16 protein-coding genes are annotated in these 17,015 nt (G+C 59.5%); 7 read left to right on the forward strand and 9 right to left on the reverse strand.

What is annotated here, in order from left to right; translation table 11 throughout:
- Positions 1-185: 185 nt before the first annotated feature.
- Positions 186-617 (forward strand): hypothetical protein, encoded by a 432-nt coding sequence (locus QEZ52_RS12470; RefSeq protein ID WP_406644675.1) that lies wholly within the window; start codon positions 186-188, stop codon positions 615-617.
- Between the two features lie 16 nt (positions 618-633).
- Here the strand turns inward: QEZ52_RS12470 and QEZ52_RS12475 are convergent, their stop codons facing one another.
- The 5 genes from QEZ52_RS12475 to dusB form a co-directional block, all read right to left on the reverse strand.
- A complete protein-coding gene (locus QEZ52_RS12475) occupies positions 634-2,049 on the reverse strand; it encodes a sigma-54 dependent transcriptional regulator (RefSeq protein WP_406644676.1) in 1,416 nt (471 codons plus the stop codon).
- The gene (locus QEZ52_RS12480) at positions 2,046-4,328 is read right to left on the reverse strand and encodes an ATP-binding protein (protein WP_406644677.1); all 2,283 of its coding nucleotides are present in this window, start codon (positions 4,326-4,328) and stop codon (positions 2,046-2,048) included. The genes QEZ52_RS12475 and QEZ52_RS12480 overlap by 4 nt, the downstream gene beginning before the upstream one ends.
- Positions 4,329-4,438: 110 nt before the next feature.
- Positions 4,439-5,809 (reverse strand): response regulator, encoded by a 1,371-nt coding sequence (locus tag QEZ52_RS12485; RefSeq protein ID WP_406644678.1) that lies wholly within the window; start codon positions 5,807-5,809, stop codon positions 4,439-4,441.
- A 15-nt stretch (positions 5,810-5,824) separates the two neighbouring features.
- Positions 5,825-6,901: a nitrogen regulation protein NR(II) gene (locus QEZ52_RS12490; protein WP_406644679.1), complete on the reverse strand. Its 1,077-nt coding sequence runs from the start codon at positions 6,899-6,901 to the stop codon at positions 5,825-5,827.
- Positions 6,898-7,884 (reverse strand): tRNA dihydrouridine synthase DusB, encoded by a 987-nt coding sequence (gene dusB, locus QEZ52_RS12495; protein WP_406644680.1) that lies wholly within the window; start codon positions 7,882-7,884, stop codon positions 6,898-6,900. The genes QEZ52_RS12490 and dusB overlap by 4 nt, the downstream gene beginning before the upstream one ends.
- A 183-nt stretch (positions 7,885-8,067) precedes the next feature.
- Here dusB and QEZ52_RS12500 point away from each other — a divergent pair, with 183 nt between their 5' ends.
- The 4 genes from QEZ52_RS12500 to QEZ52_RS12515 all read left to right on the forward strand — a co-directional run bounded on the left by QEZ52_RS12500 (position 8,068) and on the right by QEZ52_RS12515 (position 11,534).
- A complete protein-coding gene (locus QEZ52_RS12500) occupies positions 8,068-9,219 on the forward strand; it encodes a bifunctional 2-C-methyl-D-erythritol 4-phosphate cytidylyltransferase/2-C-methyl-D-erythritol 2,4-cyclodiphosphate synthase (RefSeq protein WP_406644681.1) in 1,152 nt (383 codons plus the stop codon).
- Positions 9,216-9,716: a phosphatidylglycerophosphatase A gene (locus tag QEZ52_RS12505; RefSeq protein WP_406644683.1), complete on the forward strand. Its 501-nt coding sequence runs from the start codon at positions 9,216-9,218 to the stop codon at positions 9,714-9,716. The genes QEZ52_RS12500 and QEZ52_RS12505 overlap by 4 nt, the downstream gene beginning before the upstream one ends.
- Positions 9,713-10,201 carry a CinA family protein gene (locus QEZ52_RS12510; protein WP_406644684.1) on the forward strand — a complete coding sequence of 163 codons (489 nt, stop codon included), beginning with the start codon at positions 9,713-9,715 and terminating at the stop codon, positions 10,199-10,201. The genes QEZ52_RS12505 and QEZ52_RS12510 overlap by 4 nt, the downstream gene beginning before the upstream one ends.
- 151 nt (positions 10,202-10,352) lie before the next feature.
- Positions 10,353-11,534, forward strand: a complete 1,182-nt coding sequence (locus QEZ52_RS12515) for an ammonium transporter (RefSeq protein ID WP_406644685.1) — start codon at positions 10,353-10,355, stop codon at positions 11,532-11,534.
- 61 nt (positions 11,535-11,595) lie between these two features.
- Here QEZ52_RS12515 and QEZ52_RS12520 read toward each other — a convergent pair whose 3' ends face one another.
- Positions 11,596-12,894 (reverse strand): MmgE/PrpD family protein, encoded by a 1,299-nt coding sequence (locus QEZ52_RS12520; RefSeq protein ID WP_406644686.1) that lies wholly within the window; start codon positions 12,892-12,894, stop codon positions 11,596-11,598.
- A gap of 23 nt (positions 12,895-12,917) precedes the next feature.
- Positions 12,918-13,364, reverse strand: coding sequence for a type II toxin-antitoxin system RatA family toxin (locus tag QEZ52_RS12525; RefSeq protein ID WP_406644688.1), 447 nt, complete (start codon positions 13,362-13,364; stop codon positions 12,918-12,920).
- A gap of 75 nt (positions 13,365-13,439) precedes the next feature.
- Here QEZ52_RS12525 and hpt point away from each other — a divergent pair, with 75 nt between their 5' ends.
- Entirely contained in the window at positions 13,440-13,979 is a 540-nt protein-coding gene (hpt, locus tag QEZ52_RS12530; RefSeq protein WP_406644689.1) for a phosphoribosyltransferase, read from the forward strand.
- A 61-nt stretch (positions 13,980-14,040) separates the two neighbouring features.
- Complete coding sequence (locus tag QEZ52_RS12535; protein ID WP_406644690.1) at positions 14,041-14,841, forward strand: hypothetical protein; 801 nt, start codon at positions 14,041-14,043, stop codon at positions 14,839-14,841.
- 7 nt (positions 14,842-14,848) lie between these two features.
- Here QEZ52_RS12535 and QEZ52_RS12540 read toward each other — a convergent pair whose 3' ends face one another.
- Together QEZ52_RS12540 and lipA are read right to left on the reverse strand one after the other, a co-directional pair.
- The gene (locus tag QEZ52_RS12540) at positions 14,849-16,012 is read right to left on the reverse strand and encodes an amidohydrolase (protein ID WP_406644691.1); all 1,164 of its coding nucleotides are present in this window, start codon (positions 16,010-16,012) and stop codon (positions 14,849-14,851) included.
- Positions 16,009-16,959 (reverse strand): lipoyl synthase, encoded by a 951-nt coding sequence (gene lipA, locus QEZ52_RS12545; protein WP_406644692.1) that lies wholly within the window; start codon positions 16,957-16,959, stop codon positions 16,009-16,011. The genes QEZ52_RS12540 and lipA overlap by 4 nt, the downstream gene beginning before the upstream one ends.
- Positions 16,960-17,015 lie beyond the last annotated feature (56 nt).

Here is a 17,015-nt window from a genome sequence, read left to right on the forward strand (position 1 = left end):
GAAGTTCTGGCCGATCCCCGGTTTCGCAGGGTCACAGGTCCCTGCACCGGTGTCGGATTTCGCCGTTCCCTGAAATGACAGATGGGCCCGACAGGGTCAATTCAATTGTCGTGCGCCTTTGGCGATGCAATAATTGTCAAATGACAAGAATCCATTTTCTTTGCGGGATGTTACCAGTTGTGCTGATGACTGCCTGTTCCCCGTTGGCCATCTACTACAAACCCGGTGTTGCAGTCCAAAAGCTGCAATCCGATACCGACGCCTGCGAGGTCAGCGCGCTGAAAGACGCCCCTGTCGCCAACCAGATCCGCCAAACACCCGCCCGCTATATCCCCGGGCGTCGGATCTGCAACGGGTTGGGTCAATGTACGTCCAGCCCCGGCTATTGGGTGCCAGGATCCTATTACACCGTGGACGTGAACAAAGGTTTGCGCCAGCGGCGAAACGACAGCTGCATGGCTGCCAAAGGATACCAACCTGTGTCGATCTCCCAATGTCCGCAACGGGTGGCCAATTCTGCCCCGCCCGGCGCGACCTCCCGTTTGCCCGATCTGACCGACACGTCCTGCGTCATCCGCAATAACGACGGCAGTTTTCAAATCGTCGACCAGGGCTGACCCTCAGCCCTGTGTCTCACATCTCACTGTCTGCGGTTTCTTCGTCCAGATGCGCGATCCGGGCACCGGATTTGTTCGAGGTGACAACCCCCAGAGACTTGAGCTTGCGGTGCAAGGCGCTGCGCTCCATTCCGACAAATGAAGCCGTGCGGCTGATGTTGCCGCCAAACCGGTTGATCTGAGTCAGCAGATATTCGCGTTCAAAGGCTTCGCGGGCTTCGCGCAATGGCAGGGTTGCCAACGCACCGGACAGAACCACACGCCCATCATCGGTTTTGGGTTCTTCGTCATTGGGCAACTCACGGGCTTCGATGGGTCCCGCCCCATCCCCCAGGATCAACACCCGTTCGATCAAATTCTTCAACTGGCGTACATTTCCGGGCCAGTTCATCGTTTGCATCAGCGCCTCGGCTTCTTCGGATACTTCACGCAGCGGCAAACCCTGGTTTTCGTGGAACATCTCGATGAAGTAGGCCGCCAGCACCGGGATATCCTCGCGTCGATCGGCCAGCGACGGTACGGCAATCGGCACCACGTTCAACCGATGATACAATTCCTGACGGAAGCGATCGGCGGCGATCTCGGTTTCGAGGTTTTTGTTGGTCGACGAAATCACCCGCAAATCCACCTTGATCTTGTCGCCGCCGCCGACCCGTTGGAATTGCTGATCGACCAGGACTCTCAGGATTTTCGATTGCGTACCCAACGGCATGTCGGCCACTTCATCGAAATAGACAACGCCCCCATGGGCCTGTTCCAGCAGACCTGGTTCGACGCCACGCTCCTGGCTTTCGCGACCAAACAGCATCTCCTCCATTCGGTCGGGTTCGACCCCGGCACAGTTCACCGTAATGAACGGTGCCCCGGCCCGGTTGGAATTGGTGTGGATGAAACGTGCGGCGATTTCCTTGCCAACACCGGCAGGGCCGCTCAACATCACACGACCGTTGGATTTGGTCACCTTTTCCAACTGGCCCTGCAGCGTCCGGAAGGCTGCGGAGGTTCCGATCATATCGGCTCCGCCCGTATCCTTGCGTTTGAGTTCGGTGTTTTCGCGGCGCAGACGCGAGGTTTCCATGGCGCGCCTGATCACCACCATCAACTGGTCGATGTTAAAGGGCTTTTCGATGAAGTCATACGCCCCCTGTTTGATCGCAGCCACGGCGATTTCGATGTTGCCATGGCCGGAAATGATCACCACTGGCACCTCGGGGTAATCCCGTTTCACCGTTTTCAGGATGTCGATTCCATCCATCTGGCTGTCTTTGAGCCAGATATCCAGAATCAACAGCGCAGGGGGTTCCGAGGTGATTTCGGCCATGCATTCATCCGAATTCCCTGCCTTGCGCGTGGCATAGCCTTCGTCTTCCAGAATATCCGAAACCAGCTCGCGAATGTCGCGTTCGTCATCAACGACCAGAATATCACTCATGTCAGTCCTGCCTTCACTGTATTGCTTTTGGACATGGACGCATCGCCTGACGTCTCATGCACGGATGCGGGCAAACGGATCACGGCCATGGCGCCATAATGATCCTGCCCGCCGAACACCGGTGCATCCTGCAATTGCAGGGTGCCACCGTGTTCTTCGATGATTTTCTTGACGATTGGCAACCCCAATCCGGTGCCTTCGTCGCGGGTCGTCACGTAGGGTTCAAACAATCTCGCCCGATCTTCGGGCAGACCGATCCCATTGTCTGCGATGGTAATTTCATACCCACCCGCATGAGGTTTCAACGCGACGTGAACCTGTGGTTCCAACTTATCCGGAGCGCCCTTTTCCTTAAGCGTTTCAATGGCCTCTCCTGCATTCTTGATCAAATTCGTCAACGCCTGACCAATCATGGTTGCGTCCAATTCCGCCAAACATGGCCCAGCGGGCAAATCGGCGTGAACGGTCAGATCCGGTTGCCCTGACTGCTGCAACACCACGGCGTCGCGCACCAAAGCGTTCAGGTCTTCTTCACGCCGTTCCGGTTCCGGCATTCGAGCAAATTTTGAAAATTCATCGACGATGCGACGCAGATCATTGGTCTGTCGCACGATCACATCCGTCATATTCTGAAGCTGATCGCTGTTCTCCTCTCCCAGCTTGGGGGCGAATTTGCGTTTGATACGCTCTGCGCTCAGCTGGATGGGGGTCAGCGGGTTCTTGATTTCATGTGCAATGCGGCGCGCCACATCTCCCCAGGCGGCCATGCGCTGTGCGCTGACCAGATCCGTCACATCATCAAAGGCAACAACATACCCTTCGAGCCGCCCGTTTTCGTTGCGTCGGGTCGACATCCGCACCAGCAGATTTTCCAACCTGCCCTGACGGGTTACCTTGATTTCATCCTGTGCCACTTCAGAGCCCGACGCTTTCAGCCCTTCGAACAAGCTTCCGAATTCCGGGACTGCAACGGCCAACGCCAGAGATTGCTCATCACCCGACCAGCCCAACAACCGTTCAGCCGATCTGTTCACAAACGTCACCCGCCCATCGGAATCGAGCCCCACCACACCGGATGTGACCGACGTAAGCACAGAGTCGAACAACCGACGGCGGCGTTCGATCTGACGGGTGTTTTCCAGCAGCGTGTCCCGCTGCCCCTTCAGCTGCAATGTCATCTGATTAAAGAAACGGCCCATCTGGGCAATCTCGTCGTCGCCCTCTTCTTCGATCACCTGTACGTCCAGATCCCCGGCACCCACGCGTTGTGCAGCGGTCATCAGGCGTCCTACGGGGCGCGACAGACGTTCAGCAAACCACAACCCCAACCAGACCGCAGCCAGAATCAGGATGACCGCGAACCCCAGATATAAAAGGCCGAATTCAAAAACCACCCGGCCCCGTTCGCTTTCCAATTGCTGGTACAGCAGGACAGTCTGTTTGGTGTCATCCAGAAGGCTCAGAATGTCGCCATCCACATCGCGACTGACGTATAGAAAGCGATCCACAAAGGCTTCGAGCGGCACCAGAGCCCGGAATTCGTTGTTGTCCCAGTCCTGAATGATGGTCAGCCCGTTTTCGCTGGCCTGATCCAGATGCTCGGACGACGGTTTTTCAAAATCAAACAGATACGACTGCTCACCGCGGGCGCGGATGGATCCGGTTCCGTCGATCACATAGGCCTCGCGCAGGCCCCGCTGGATCTGACCTTGACCTTGGACCAGGGTCTGGCGCAATTCAGCGTCGCTGATCAGAAACACCCGGTTGCGGCTGTTGTCCAGAAACCGCGCCAGCGCGATCGCATCTTGGCTCAGGTCAGCGCGGTGTTCCTGTTCATAGGCTTCCGCCGCAGCCAGCGAATTGCCAACCACCTGGCGGACCCGTTCGGAAAACCACCCCTCCAGCCCGATGTTGACCGTCAGACCGGCAAACACCGCCACCGTGACGGTCGGGATCAGCGCCAACAGCCCAAACACCCCGATCAATCGCAGGTGCAGGCGGGAACCCGCCGATTTGGCCCGGCGCGCAGCGATCAAACGCCCTACCTGCCCCAGAACCAATGCCGCGACCACCAGCACATAGACCAGATCGGCCAACAGAATCATTCGCAGCGCCGTCGCGCGGGTCCCCAAATCAAAGGGCCCCAAAACCAGGAAGGTTGCCAACGCCAGAATAGGCCCCAAAAGCACAAGGCCCAAGGTGCCAACATTGCGGGCCCGACGGGTTCTACGCCACCGATTCAACGCAAAAAACGGTCCGGATTGTGACCGAAGTGCCACGAGCTGCCCTCATCCTGATGTGGCGCCCATTGGGCGCACCGCCATATGTCGTGGTCTTTTCCAGATCAGCACGAGCACTGACACTGGTTCGCCACGGTTCTGTGGCGATATTACATCAGTTTGCGACGGCGTGTCACCTCAATATCCAGGTCAGTGATCTTCTTGCGCAGCGTATTGCGATTGATCCCCAGAAGATCGGCGCATTTTGCCTGGTTCCCCCCCGAGGCATCCAGCGCGATTTCGATCAGCGGCAGTTCCAGTTCCCGCAGCACCCGCGCGTATAATCCTGACGGCGGCATCATGTCCCCATGCAGGTCGAAATAGCGTCGCAGATGGCGGGCCACCGAATCCGACAGTTTTTCACCATTGTTGATCCCGGAAACCGGCGCGGGGCCGGCCTGGGGGCCCAGACCCATCTCGACCTCGGTTTCGGTGATTTCTTCGGCCCGGCTGGTATATCCCAGGCGGCGCACCGCATTCTCCAACTGGCGCACGTTGCCCGGCCAGGCATGGGAGCGCAGTTTTTGTCGGGCGGCCTCGCTGAAATATCGTTTCGGAGCCCCTTCAATTTCGGCCCGTGTCAAAAAATGTTCAGCCAACAACGGAATGTCTTCGACCCGTTCACGCAATGCAGGAACATGGATCAGCGTGCCGTTCAAACGATAGAACAGATCCTGGCGCAGCTTGCCGTCTTCCATCAGCGGTTGCAGATCGACCTGGCTGGTCGCCATGAACCGAGGCGACCGATCCCCCGGCATGTCCATCATTCTGACGATTCTGGCCTGCGCGGAATCCGACAGATCAGCGATTTCGTCAAACAGAATGGTGCCGCCCCGTGCCCGTTCCAACAGGCGCATCGGCCCTTCCAGGTCCATCAGTTCCGCTTCTTCTGCCAGAACAAAGGCCTGGGACCGGCGATCTGACAGGTCGTGAATGGTTTTTGCAATCAACGATTTGCCGACACCGCTTTCGCCTGTGATCAGGATCGGCAGGTCGGTATTCATCATCCGCGCCACCACCCGATACAGCGACTGCATGATTTCGGTTCGCCCCACCAACGGCAATTCTTCGGGGCGGTCCATGTCATTGTCGGATGGTGCAGACGCCGAGATCACGCGACGCTGACTGAGCGCCTTGGCGGTGCGTTTCATCAGGTCCGGCAGGTCAAAGGGCTTGGGCAAATAGTCATATGCCTCGGCCTCCGCGGCCTTGATCGCGGTCATGATGGTGTTCTGGGCCGAAATCACGATCACCGGCAACCCGGGCCGGTCCTCGGCGATCTTTGGCAGCATTTCGAGCCCGTTTCCGTCCGGCATCATCACGTCCGAAATCACCAGATCGCCCTTGCCCTCGCTCACCCAGCGCATCAGCGTCGTCAACGAGCTTGTGGCGTGCACCTTGCACCCGGCACGCGTCAGGGCCTGGGTCAGAACGGTGCGGATCGTGCGGTCGTCATCAGCGACCAGAACGGTGCCATCCATGGTATTGTCTCCTGTTTACTCCGACTGCAACGCATCGCGCGGGGCGCGCGGCAACGACAGGCGGAAAATCGTGCACCCCGGTTCGCTGGTGACCGTGATCCAGCCACCGTGGTCTGATATGATCTTGGACACCAACGCCAAACCCAACCCGGTCCCGTTTTCCCGCCCCGACACAAATGGATCAAAAATATCGCCTTTGATCTTGTCCGGCAGCCCCGGCCCATCATCGGAAATCTCGATCTGCAACGGCAGAGACGATGCGCCACCTTGTTTGTTTCGCAGTCGAAAGGAATGTTCAAAATAGGTGCGAATTCTGATGCACCCTCCTTTTGAATCAGCGGCTTCCGAGGCGTTCTTTAGGAGATTCAAAACCACCTGCAACAATTGATCCGGATCACCATATGCCATCGGCAGGGACGGATCGTAATCTTCGACAATCGTCATATGCGCGCCAAACCCCAATTGGGCAGACCGGCGCGCCCGGTCCAGGACATCATGCAGGTTAACCGGTTTTCGGTCTGGTTCCGACAGGTTTCCGAATTGTTCCACCTGCTCCAGCAACTTTACGATACGCTGGCATTCGGCGACGATCAGATCGGTCAGTTCGACGTCTTCGCGTCCGACATTCATCGACAGCAATTGCGCCGCGCCAGTGATCCCCGCCAGCGGGTTCTTGATCTCATGTGCCATCATTTCGGCCATGCCAATTGCGGATTGCGCCGCCGATTTGACCGAATGGTTCTGGGTCATGCGTCCGGCCAATTCGCGCGGCGACAGCAACATCAGCATCTTGCCCGGATGCCCCTGCACCGGTGCCACCTGAATCGAGCAATGCAGCGGGCCGCGATGTCCCGTCCCGACATCAGCGTCATTCACAAACAAAGGCGTGCCATTGTCGCGTGACCGGGCCATTGTATCGGCAATCGGCGGGTCGATCTGGATCAAAGTCCAGATATTGTTGCCAGTGATCGTTCGGCTCGACGCGTTGACAAACCCTTCGCCCGCCGAATTCACATCCGTCACCCTGTCGTGTTCGTCAACGACAAAGGCGGGAACCGGTAACGAGGTCCAGATGGCACCGTTGAAACTCATGCGGCCACCTGCCCGCCCTGATCGCTCAAGGCATCCGGCAGCAAAGCCAGAACCTGCCCCGGGTCCTTTTGCGTCAAAACAGCGCGACGCAGCTGGGTGCCTGTGCCGGCCCGGTCCATGTACCAGCCCAGATGCTTGCGTGCGACACGCAGGCCCAGATCAGGCCCATAAAAGGCCAGCATGGCGCGATAGTGGTCACAAACCAGTTCAATCAACGCAGATCCAGAGGGGATTTCGGGTTTAGGCGCGCCCCACAGGTCATGGGCGATTTCGGCCAACAGCCATGGTCGCCCCTGGGTTCCGCGTCCCACCATGACGCCATCCGCGCCGGATTGCTCCTGTGCCCGGGCCGCATCGGCGCTGTCAAGAATATCTCCGTTGGCCAGAACCGGCACGCTGACCGCGTTCTTGATGGCGCGAATGGCCGCCCAATCGGCCTGCCCCTTGTAAAACTGACAGCGGGTGCGGCCGTGGATTGTCACCATCTGCACACCTGAATCCTGCGCGCGACGCGCAACGTCGGCGGCATTCAGGCTGTTTTCATCCCACCCCAACCGGGTTTTCAGGGTCACCGGTACATCGACCGCCGCCACCACGGCGTCGATCAGGCGCAGCGCGTGATCCGGCGTTTTCAACAGCGCCGAGCCGGAAAATCCGCTTGTGACCTTTTTTGCCGGACACCCCATGTTGATGTCGATGATCCGGGCTCCGCGCCCAGCAACCTGACGGGCAGCTTCGGCCATCCAATGGGTTTCACGGCCCGCCAACTGTACGGCGGTGTTTTCCACATCTGCGCTCAGCTCGGCCCGTTCGCGCACCCCGGGTTTGGCCTGGACCATTTCCTGGCTCGCGACCATTTCGCTGACCATCAACCCGACCCCAAACGACCGGACGAGATCGCGAAACGGACGATCCGTGATTCCCGCCATGGGGGCCAGCGCAATGGGCGGGTTCAATGCCGTGGATCCGAGGGTGAAAGACAAGCGCCTATTCCTTGTGCAGTTGTGGTGAACGTAACGAAGCCCCGGATATGCAGCAATGACAGGAGGGGATTCAATGCCCATGAATTATGCATTTGCACAAAAATTAGGCGCATAACCTCGGGTGATTGCCTCGGTTTGCATCACAGCATAAACAGATCCGGTATCAGACTCCGGAGATCCCAGATGACCACAGCTGCCCTGATCGTGGCCGCCGGGCGCGGCCAGAGGGCCGGTGGCGGCCTGCCGAAACAATGGCGCCCGCTTGCCGGCAAACGGGTAGCGGACTGGACCTTGGAGCGGTTTCGAGCGGCGGGCCTGCCGCTGATCGTATTGGTTCTGAACCGCGATGACAGGCAATATTGGGATGAATTTGAAGCCCACTCTGACATCATTCTTGCCCCGGGTGGCACGGACCGGGCAGGTTCGGTGCAAAACGGGCTCAAGGCGCTTGAGGGGCGCGGGATCGACAAGGTGCTGATCCACGATGTGGCCCGCCCCTGTGTCTCTCCGGCTCTTATCCATGCCGTAGAGGCGGCATTGTACAGCGCCCCGGGCGCGGCCCCCGGGCTGGCCGTTACCGATGCGCTTTGGACGGGGGATGCAGGTCAGGTCACCGGCACCCGCAACCGGGACGGGTTGTACGCCGCCCAGACCCCACAAGGGTTTCGCTATGATGCCATTTGTCAGGCACATCTTACCCATCGCGGTGGCGCGGCAGATGATGTAGAGGTCGCGCGTGATGCCGGGTTCACCGTTGCCATCGTTCCGGGCGAGGCCGACAACCTGAAAATCACCCGCCCCGAGGATTTCGCCCGGGCGGAACAGATTCTGACACAAGACCGCCGGGGAGCCGAGATGGATATCAGACTGGGCAATGGATATGACGTACACCGCTTTGGCCCTGGCGACAGCGTGATCCTGTGTGGGGTCGAAATCCCCCATGACCGCACCCTTCAGGGTCATTCCGATGCTGACGTGGGTATGCATGCCGTGACAGATGCAATCTATGGTGCGCTGGCACAGGGCGACATCGGTCGTCATTTCCCGCCATCAGATCCGCAATGGAAGGGGGCGGCCTCTGAAATCTTTCTACGCCACGCCGCCGATTTGGCCCGCAACATGGGTTTCACCCTGTCCAACATCGATTGCACCCTGGTCTGTGAATACCCCAAGGTCGGCCCCCACGCCGCCCAAATGCAGCAGGAAATGGCCCGAATTCTGGACATCGACCCGGATCGGGTGTCAATCAAGGCAACGACATCGGAACGTCTGGGGTTCACCGGACGCGGCGAAGGTATCGCGTCGATCGCCACGGCAGCGTTGGTGAAATCATGAAACAGCTGGCGCATATGATCGGCACCGTTTGTGGCGTCGGCCACATCCGCCCTGCCCCTGGTACCTGGGGATCGGCTGTGGCCCTGCCACTGGCCTGGGCACTGCATACATTGGGTGGGTTTCCATTGTTGTTGATGGGGACCGCATTTGCTCTGATCGTCGGGATCTGGGCCACCCGGGAATATACGTCGCATGGGGGCGACCATGATCCGTCCGAAATCGTGATCGACGAAGTGGCCGGACAATTTACAGCACTGCTTCCGCTCAGCTATGCGGCCTGGGCTCATGACATCCCGGTCCTTGCCATGTGGCCGGGTTGGATCGCCGCGTTTGTGCTGTTTCGCCTGTTCGACATCACCAAACCCGGACCCATCGGTACCGCAGACCGGCGCGGGGATGCCCTGGGCGTGATGCTGGATGACATCATTGCGGGTGTTTTTGCCGCCATCGGGGTCATGGCATTGGCCGGGGTGTGGCATGGGGTCATGGGCCAATGACCGCTGTTGACGTCACCGACCTGATCGCCCGTGCCACCCGCGCAAAAGTCATGATTACCACCGCCGAAAGCTGTACCGGGGGGTTGATCGTCGCGGCGCTGACCGACATTCCCGGCTCTTCTGCCGTCGTGGACCGCGGGTTCGTCACCTATTCCAATCAGGCCAAGATGGAGATGCTGGGCGTGCAGGCCGAAACACTGACCGCCCATGGCGCGGTTTCGCAACAGGTCGCCGCCGAAATGGCGACGGGTGCGCTGACCCATTCCCCCGCGACGCTGGCGGTCTCGGTCACCGGCATTGCCGGGCCTGGCGGGTCCGAGTTCAAACCCGAAGGCCGCGTGTGTTTCGGATTGGCACAGACCGGTCAGGACACCGTTACTGAAACCATCGAATTCGGTGCCATCGGTCGCGACCATGTCCGTCAGGCCACACGGGACCACGCCCTGACTTTGCTGTCACGGGCGATTTCCCAAAGAGACCTGTAATCAGGCATGCCCCCTGCCAGGGCGCTGAAAAAACAGGCATTGCTTAAAAGGCGGCAATTTTGGGCGACTATTATCGGTCTGCCCCTTTTTTCCGCAGCTTCGCTCCGCTTGAACACCTGCCAACCCCACGGATGATGGAAAGGAACGGCAGATGAACGGAGCCGACACAGCATGGATCACGGTGGCAACCGCCCTGGTCCTCTTTATGACATTGCCTGGATTGGCGTTGTTTTACGGTGGACTTGTACGTGCGCGAAATGTGCTCAGCGTGTTCATGCATTGCTATGCGATTGCCTGTTTGATGAGCGTTCTGTGGTTCTTCCTGGGGTATTCCATTGCCTTTGGCCCCGGTGAAAGCGGGATCTGGGGCGGGTTGGACAAGGCCATGTTGTCAGGTGTCACCGTCGACAGCCTGTCGGGCACCCTGCCCGAGGTGCTGTTTTTTGCCTTTCAGATGACATTTGCCATCATCACCCCGGCCCTGATTGTAGGGGCCTATGTCGAGCGGGTCGGCTTTGGTTTTGTGCTGCTGTTTTCATCCCTGTGGATGCTGGTCTGTTATGCGCCGGTTGTGCATTGGATCTGGGGTGGCGGCATGTTGGCCGACGGCGGTATCTTTGGCGACATTGGGGTCCGTGACTTTGCCGGTGGCATCGTGGTGCATGAAACAGCCGGTCTGGCGGCGCTGATCGTGGCGTTCTTTCTGGGGCCGCGCAAACACCGCACGACCCCGCCGCACAACCCCGGGTTTGTGATGATCGGTGCCGGGATGCTGTGGGTTGGCTGGTTCGGCTTCAACGGCGGCTCGCAGCTGGCCGCAGACGGTGGCGCGGCCATGGCAATCGCCGTGACACACATCTCGGCCGCAACCGCCTCTTTGACCTGGGCACTGTGGGAAAAGATCAAATATGGCAAGGCCTCGCTGGTCGGGCTGGTCACAGGGACCATCGCCGGGTTGGCTTCGATCACCCCGGCATCCGGGTTTGTCGGTCCCATCGAGGCGTTGATCATCGGTGCCATCGCCGGGGTGCTGTGTCAGGAGGCGGTGAACCTGGTGCGCAACAAACTGAAAATCGACGACACGCTGGATGTGTTTGCGGTTCACGGTGTGGGCGGTATCTTTGGCACCATCATGATCGCGCTTTTTGGTGCGGGCACCTGGGCCGCGCAGCTGGGTGGGCTGGTCGTTGTCGGTCTCTTTACCACCATTGTCACCGTGGTTCTGGTCAAGATCTGTGCCGCAATCACGCCGTTGCGTGTCGATTTGGAAACCGAAACCAACGGTCTGGACCTCAGCGTTCATGGCGAACGCGCCTATGACATGAGCAGCTGATACCTTCAGTCAACCGCTCTCTCGGGGGCACGGAAACGGGGTCTTTACAGGCCCCGTTTTGCTATTCGGACACCAAGGCCGCCAAATCTTCGACCGCGCCGCCCCCGCGCAACAGCGACCAGATGGCGCGGGCGCTTGTTTCTCCGATCAAATTTTGGGCTTTTTCGCGCACACGCGCCTCGCGGTCCGTCATCTCCATCGGTGCGGCCAGATCATGATGAGCCTCGCGCCGCACACCGTCACGGCGCAACACCGTGACAACCGCTTCGGTTTCGCTCAGGCTGTCATCGGCTTCGACCCGGACCATGGCGCGCAGTCCCCTGACCTTGGGATCTGCACAGATCTGATCGGTATAGGAGTCGAGACGGGCGGTGTCATACCCCAGCGCCCGCATGGCCAGGACCGTCCCATAGGAAAATTTGGCCCCCAACCCGGTTGTCGGCATCGGTTGGTTGCACACGCTCATCCACCGGGGATGGGTGCGCACCGACAATTCCGCAATCTCGGGCGCGGCCAGATCCAGATCGCGCGCCGCCTCAAGCGCTGCGTGCAGCCCGTGACAGCAGGCGTGAAATTTGTGGCTGACCGTCTCGAACAACCAATGCTCCCCCAGCCCCGCCAGCGCCTTGTCGATGTCCCCCGCCCCATGATGGGTGGCCGCAAAGCCGAATTCGCCGGACATCGCGTCAGGGTTGGCCTGGAACCCCCGCGCCACCAAAAGAGCCGCCTCGACCCCGCAGGATGCGGCAAGCCCGGCATTATAGGGTTTTGCCATCGTTCCGAACTGGACCTTGAGCCCGGCTGCGCGGGTTGCTGTCAGCCCCAGAACCTGTGTCATGGCCTGTGCATCCAAACCAGCCAACCGCCCAGCTGCAACCGCGGCCCCAAAGGCCCCGGCCGTGGCGGTTTGATGAAATCCGCGCTGATAATGCCCGCGTCCCAACCACACACCGACCCGGATCGACACTTCCATCCCGACCAGCGCCGCCTCCAACACTCCGGCAATTGCACCGCCCTGGCGTTCTCCCATGGCCAATGCAGCCGGAAAAACAGCCACTGACGGATGGCCGATATGAGCAAAATGGGTGTCGTCATAATCCAGCGCATGGCTGACCGTGCCATTGACCAATGCCGCCATGCGCGCAGGCGCTGCGCCACCACCAAACAGCCGCGCCTGAGGCGCGCCGCCTTCTTCGGTGGCCTGTGCCCGCAGAATCCGCGAGACAGGTTCAGCGCTGCCCGCGCGTCCCACCGCCAGCCAGTCCAGAGCCGACAACACGGTGGTTTGTCGCGCCGGCCCCGACGGGGTTACCGGAGCGGTTGCAAAATCTGCCAGTCGGGTCGTGAAACTGTCTGCCATGTCAAAGCCCCCCTAAAGGCGGCTCAGCCATACAACTCTGCCGCGCGGTGTTCGAATGCCCGTACTATGCGATGCATCGCCTCATTGAATACAACACCGATGATGCCCTGCAATACCGCATTGCGGAACTCAAAATCGACAAAAAAGGAGACATTGCACCCTCCGTCATCGCAGCTTTCGAAACTCCAGTTGGATTTCATGTATTTGAAAGGCCCATCCAGATATTCGGTGTCGATCTTCATATCATCGGGAAACAGGGTGACACGGCTGCCAAAGCGTTCGCGAAAGACCTTGAAGGAAATCACCAGATCCGCCTCCAGCACTTCGGCCGCGCCCAACGGCGTCTTTGACCGGATCCGTGCCGCGGCACACCAGGGCAGAAACGTCGGGTATTGGGCCACATCCGCGACCAGATCGTACATCTGCTGAGCAGAATAGGGCAGATGGCGGGTTTCGGAATGCGTCGGCATCGCAACCTGTATGTTTTCTTTTGTTTCGTGGCAGCTGATGTCGTATGGATGCGCCCAAAGATCAAGGGGGGACAGATGTCACAGCGTCCATATGTCATCGACACAATGATTTCGGCCAAGACGATTGCGGCGCGGATCGAAGAGTTGAGCCGCGAAATCCATGACGAATTCGAGGGCACGGACAAGTTGATCGTGGTCGGCCTGTTGCGGGGCAGTTTCGTGTTCATCGCCGATCTGGTGCGTGAATTGGACCTCCCGATCGAAGTCGACTTCCTCGAAGCCTCCTCTTATGGAGACAGCATGCAAAGCAGTCGAGAAGTACGCATTCTCAAAGACTTGCGTGGTGCAATTGAAGGACGTGACGTGTTGGTCGTCGAAGATATCGTCGATACCGGGCATACCCTGAACCATGTCACCCACCTATTGGCAAGCCGCAATCCCGCGCGCCTTAAATCCATCGCCCTGCTGGACAAACCCAGCCGGCGCGAAGTCGATTTCCGCTCGGATTACATCGGCTTTGAAATTCCGGATGAATTTGTCGTGGGGTATGGCATCGACTATGCCCAACGCAATCGCAACCTCCCGTTTATTGGCAAGGTCCGCTTTGTCGAATAATCCCACGGCAGGGTCCGATTAACGTTTCCCAATTTTGGCAGGTGCCCCTAGGCTGACACAGATGCTCTGCCTCATCCGCCGCTTTGTCCGCCAACATTGGCAGGGCCAGATCGCGCCGCTCCCGACGGTATTGATCACCGTTCTAGGGTTGCGGATGCTGGTCTTTTCCGGTGGCGGCCTGTGGTTGATCCCGGACATTGCGCTGTTGATCTGGCAATTGGTGGGTGCCATTCGATCCTTGCGCCGCCATTTGGACAGCGGCCCGCAGTTGGTGGCCTTTTTGGCGGGCCTCGCGGTGGTTGGGGTCTGTGTGGTGCTGACGGTTCTGCCGCATCTGGACAGCCTGGCCCGGCGCAGCGCCGTGGCACCGCCGGTATGGACGCCGCGCGTGGGCGATGTGACATTGACAGGGACCACGCTTTATCTGCGCGGGCCGGTCGATTTCGACATGTTTGAAACCACACGGCAAATGCTCGCGGTCCATCCGGGCGTTACGCGATTGATTCTAAACAGCGATGGTGGGCTGATCTATGCGGCCAGGGCCGTGGCTCTGCAGGTACACCACCACCGTTTGGAGACACATGTCGACGGCACCTGTGCCTCGGCCTGCACATTGATCTTTATCGCAGGGGTCCGCCGCAGCCTGGCACCCACCGGGCGATTGGGGTTCCACGCCTACAAGCTGGACGCCCCCCAACAGCTGTTGGACCCCGTGGCTGAACAGGAAAAGGATCATGCCAGCTTTCGCGACCAAGGCGTGGACCCGGCCTTTGTTGAACAAATCAGCGATACGCCACATGATCAGATCTGGTTTCCGGATCACGATCGTCTCAGGACAGCCGGTGTCACGACCGCGCCGTAAACGGAAATCACCGATTGCCTGCTGATGTCTCGATCAGAACCGCAGCAATGGCCGCGCGGAACACTGCAACGCCGATTGGCAGCGCAGCATCAGGAAAGTCATAGTCCGGGTTGTGCAATTGTGGCTGGTCCTTGCCCGAGCCCAGCCAGAACATCGCAGCCCTGGCGGATACGCCGAACTGGCCAAAGTCTTCGGACCAGCGTTGCGGGGTGAGGTGAATTTCCGCCGGGGTTCCTGCCGTCTTACAGGCCCTATCCAGCAGCGCCACCGCCGCAGGATGATTGGTACAGGCGTCAAAAATATCGTCATAGTCGATGTCTATGTGCAAACCTTGTTCTGCGGCCACGGACCCGGCCACAGATTGTGCCTCGGCGATCAACTGTTCCATCCGGTCGTTTGTCACGGTGCGCAAAGTGGCCCAGATCTCGGCCTCGCCGGGCGCAATGCCAAAGGTCGCTTCGCCCATGCGCGCATGGGTCAAGGTCACCAGCGCATAGTCACCCCCCAGATCACCGCCCTGCCCCAGGGCCGCAAGATCTGGCAGCAACCGGACGAGAGCCCCGGCAGGCGAGATCCCGTCCTGCGGTGCTGCGGCATGTGATGTGCGTCCGGTCAACCGGATCCGCATCCCGCGCGAGGCGCAATTGGCTGGTCCGGCGCAGATCGCCACCTGCCCCAGGGCCAGCCCCGGCAGATTGTGAAGCGAAAATGCATAATCCGGCGCAATGGAGGCAAACCGCGGGTCGGCCAGGACCGCCGCCGCCCCCTTTCCGGTTTCTTCGGCGGGTTGAAACAACAGAACGACCCGACCACGCGCCAAGGGACGCGCTGCAAGCCAATCGGCCAGGCCAGCCACAATTGCCATATGCCCATCGTGACCGCACAGATGCCCGCGCCCCTCGTGGGTTGACCGATAGCGCGCCTCCGATTGCTCCGGGATCGGCAACCCATCCAGCTCACACCGGATCATGACAGTGGGTCCCGGTGTCCCGCTGTCAAACACGGCTGCAACGCCATAACCGCCCAACCCGGAAATCAGGGAATCCGGGGTGTGCCGTGTCAGGGTATCCACGATAAAGGCAGCCGTCCGCGCCTCCTGCCCGGACACTTCGGGAATCCGATGCAAGTCATGGCGCAGCTGGGTCAGCCGACGAAAAAGTTCTGGCGTCATTGCGCGCCGAGTTTGGCATTTCGCGCCGCGCGCAATTGGGCAAAATCATCGCCAGCATGATAGGACGACCGGGTCAGCGGCGTCGCGGAAACCATCAGGAACCCCTTGCCATAAGCCGCCTTTTCGTAATCCGCGAATTCTTCGGGCGTGACAAAACGATCCACGCGGTGATGTTTTGGCGTTGGCTGGAGGTACTGGCCGATGGTCAGGAAATCCACATCCGCAGCGCGCATGTCGTCCATCACCTGGCGTACGCCCTGTTCGTCTTCGCCCAGCCCCACCATGACGCCGGATTTGGTGAAAATGGTGGGGTCCATCTCCTTTACCCGCTGCAACAGGCGCAAAGAGTGGAAATAGCGCGCGCCGGGGCGTACGGTCGGGTAAAGGCCGGGCACGGTTTCCAGATTGTGATTGAATACGTCCGGCTTTGCTTCGACAACGATTTCAAGAACTTCTGGCGCGCACTTCAAGAAGTCCGGGGTCAGGATCTCAATCGTCGTCTTTGGGCTGCGGTGACGTACGGCACGAATGGTCTGGGCAAAGTGATCGGCACCACCGTCGGTCAAATCATCCCTGTCCACGCTGGTGATCACCACATGGTTCAACCCCAGCTTTTCCACCGCATGGGCCACGCGCCCCGGTTCAAAAGCATCCAGCGTATCCGGCTTGCCAGTGGCGATATTGCAGAAGGAACACCCACGGGTACAGATTTCGCCCATGATCATCATGGTGGCGTGACCCTGCGACCAGCATTCACCGACGTTGGGGCATCCGGCCTCTTCGCAGACGGTGACCAGATTGTTGTCACGCATGATCCGATGAGTATCGGCATAGCCCTTGCCGCCAGGAGCCTTAACCCGAATCCAGCTGGGTTTCTTGGGCTGTTCATTGTCCGGGCGGTGCGCTTTTTCGGGGTGGCGCTGCTGGGGCAATTTCAGATCACGCATGTCGGGTCCCTATCAGGTTGCAGGTTTCTGGTGACATATCATGATATTTCCGCGCC

The organism is Aliisedimentitalea scapharcae (assembly GCF_045277565.1).
In the GTDB taxonomy this organism is placed as follows: Bacteria; Pseudomonadota; Alphaproteobacteria; order Rhodobacterales; family Rhodobacteraceae; genus Aliisedimentitalea; species Aliisedimentitalea scapharcae.

Excerpts from the sequence above, each read along its gene's own strand:
- QEZ52_RS12470 (WP_406644675.1), top strand. The coding sequence starts at position 186 with ATGACTGCCTGTTCCCCGTTGGCCATCTACTACAAACCCGGTGTTGCA.
- QEZ52_RS12475 (WP_406644676.1), bottom strand. The coding sequence starts at position 2,049 with ATGAGTGATATTCTGGTCGTTGATGACGAACGCGACATTCGCGAGCTG.
- QEZ52_RS12485 (WP_406644678.1), bottom strand. The coding sequence starts at position 5,809 with ATGGATGGCACCGTTCTGGTCGCTGATGACGACCGCACGATCCGCACC.
- QEZ52_RS12490 (WP_406644679.1), bottom strand. The coding sequence starts at position 6,901 with ATGAGTTTCAACGGTGCCATCTGGACCTCGTTACCGGTTCCCGCCTTT.
- QEZ52_RS12500 (WP_406644681.1), top strand. The coding sequence starts at position 8,068 with ATGACCACAGCTGCCCTGATCGTGGCCGCCGGGCGCGGCCAGAGGGCC.
- QEZ52_RS12505 (WP_406644683.1), top strand. The coding sequence starts at position 9,216 with ATGAAACAGCTGGCGCATATGATCGGCACCGTTTGTGGCGTCGGCCAC.
- QEZ52_RS12510 (WP_406644684.1), top strand. The coding sequence starts at position 9,713 with ATGACCGCTGTTGACGTCACCGACCTGATCGCCCGTGCCACCCGCGCA.
- QEZ52_RS12515 (WP_406644685.1), top strand. The coding sequence starts at position 10,353 with ATGAACGGAGCCGACACAGCATGGATCACGGTGGCAACCGCCCTGGTC.
- QEZ52_RS12520 (WP_406644686.1), bottom strand. The coding sequence starts at position 12,894 with ATGGCAGACAGTTTCACGACCCGACTGGCAGATTTTGCAACCGCTCCG.
- QEZ52_RS12525 (WP_406644688.1), bottom strand. The coding sequence starts at position 13,364 with ATGCCGACGCATTCCGAAACCCGCCATCTGCCCTATTCTGCTCAGCAG.
- hpt (WP_406644689.1), top strand. The coding sequence starts at position 13,440 with ATGTCACAGCGTCCATATGTCATCGACACAATGATTTCGGCCAAGACG.
- QEZ52_RS12535 (WP_406644690.1), top strand. The coding sequence starts at position 14,041 with ATGCTCTGCCTCATCCGCCGCTTTGTCCGCCAACATTGGCAGGGCCAG.
- QEZ52_RS12540 (WP_406644691.1), bottom strand. The coding sequence starts at position 16,012 with ATGACGCCAGAACTTTTTCGTCGGCTGACCCAGCTGCGCCATGACTTG.
- lipA (WP_406644692.1), bottom strand. The coding sequence starts at position 16,959 with ATGCGTGATCTGAAATTGCCCCAGCAGCGCCACCCCGAAAAAGCGCAC.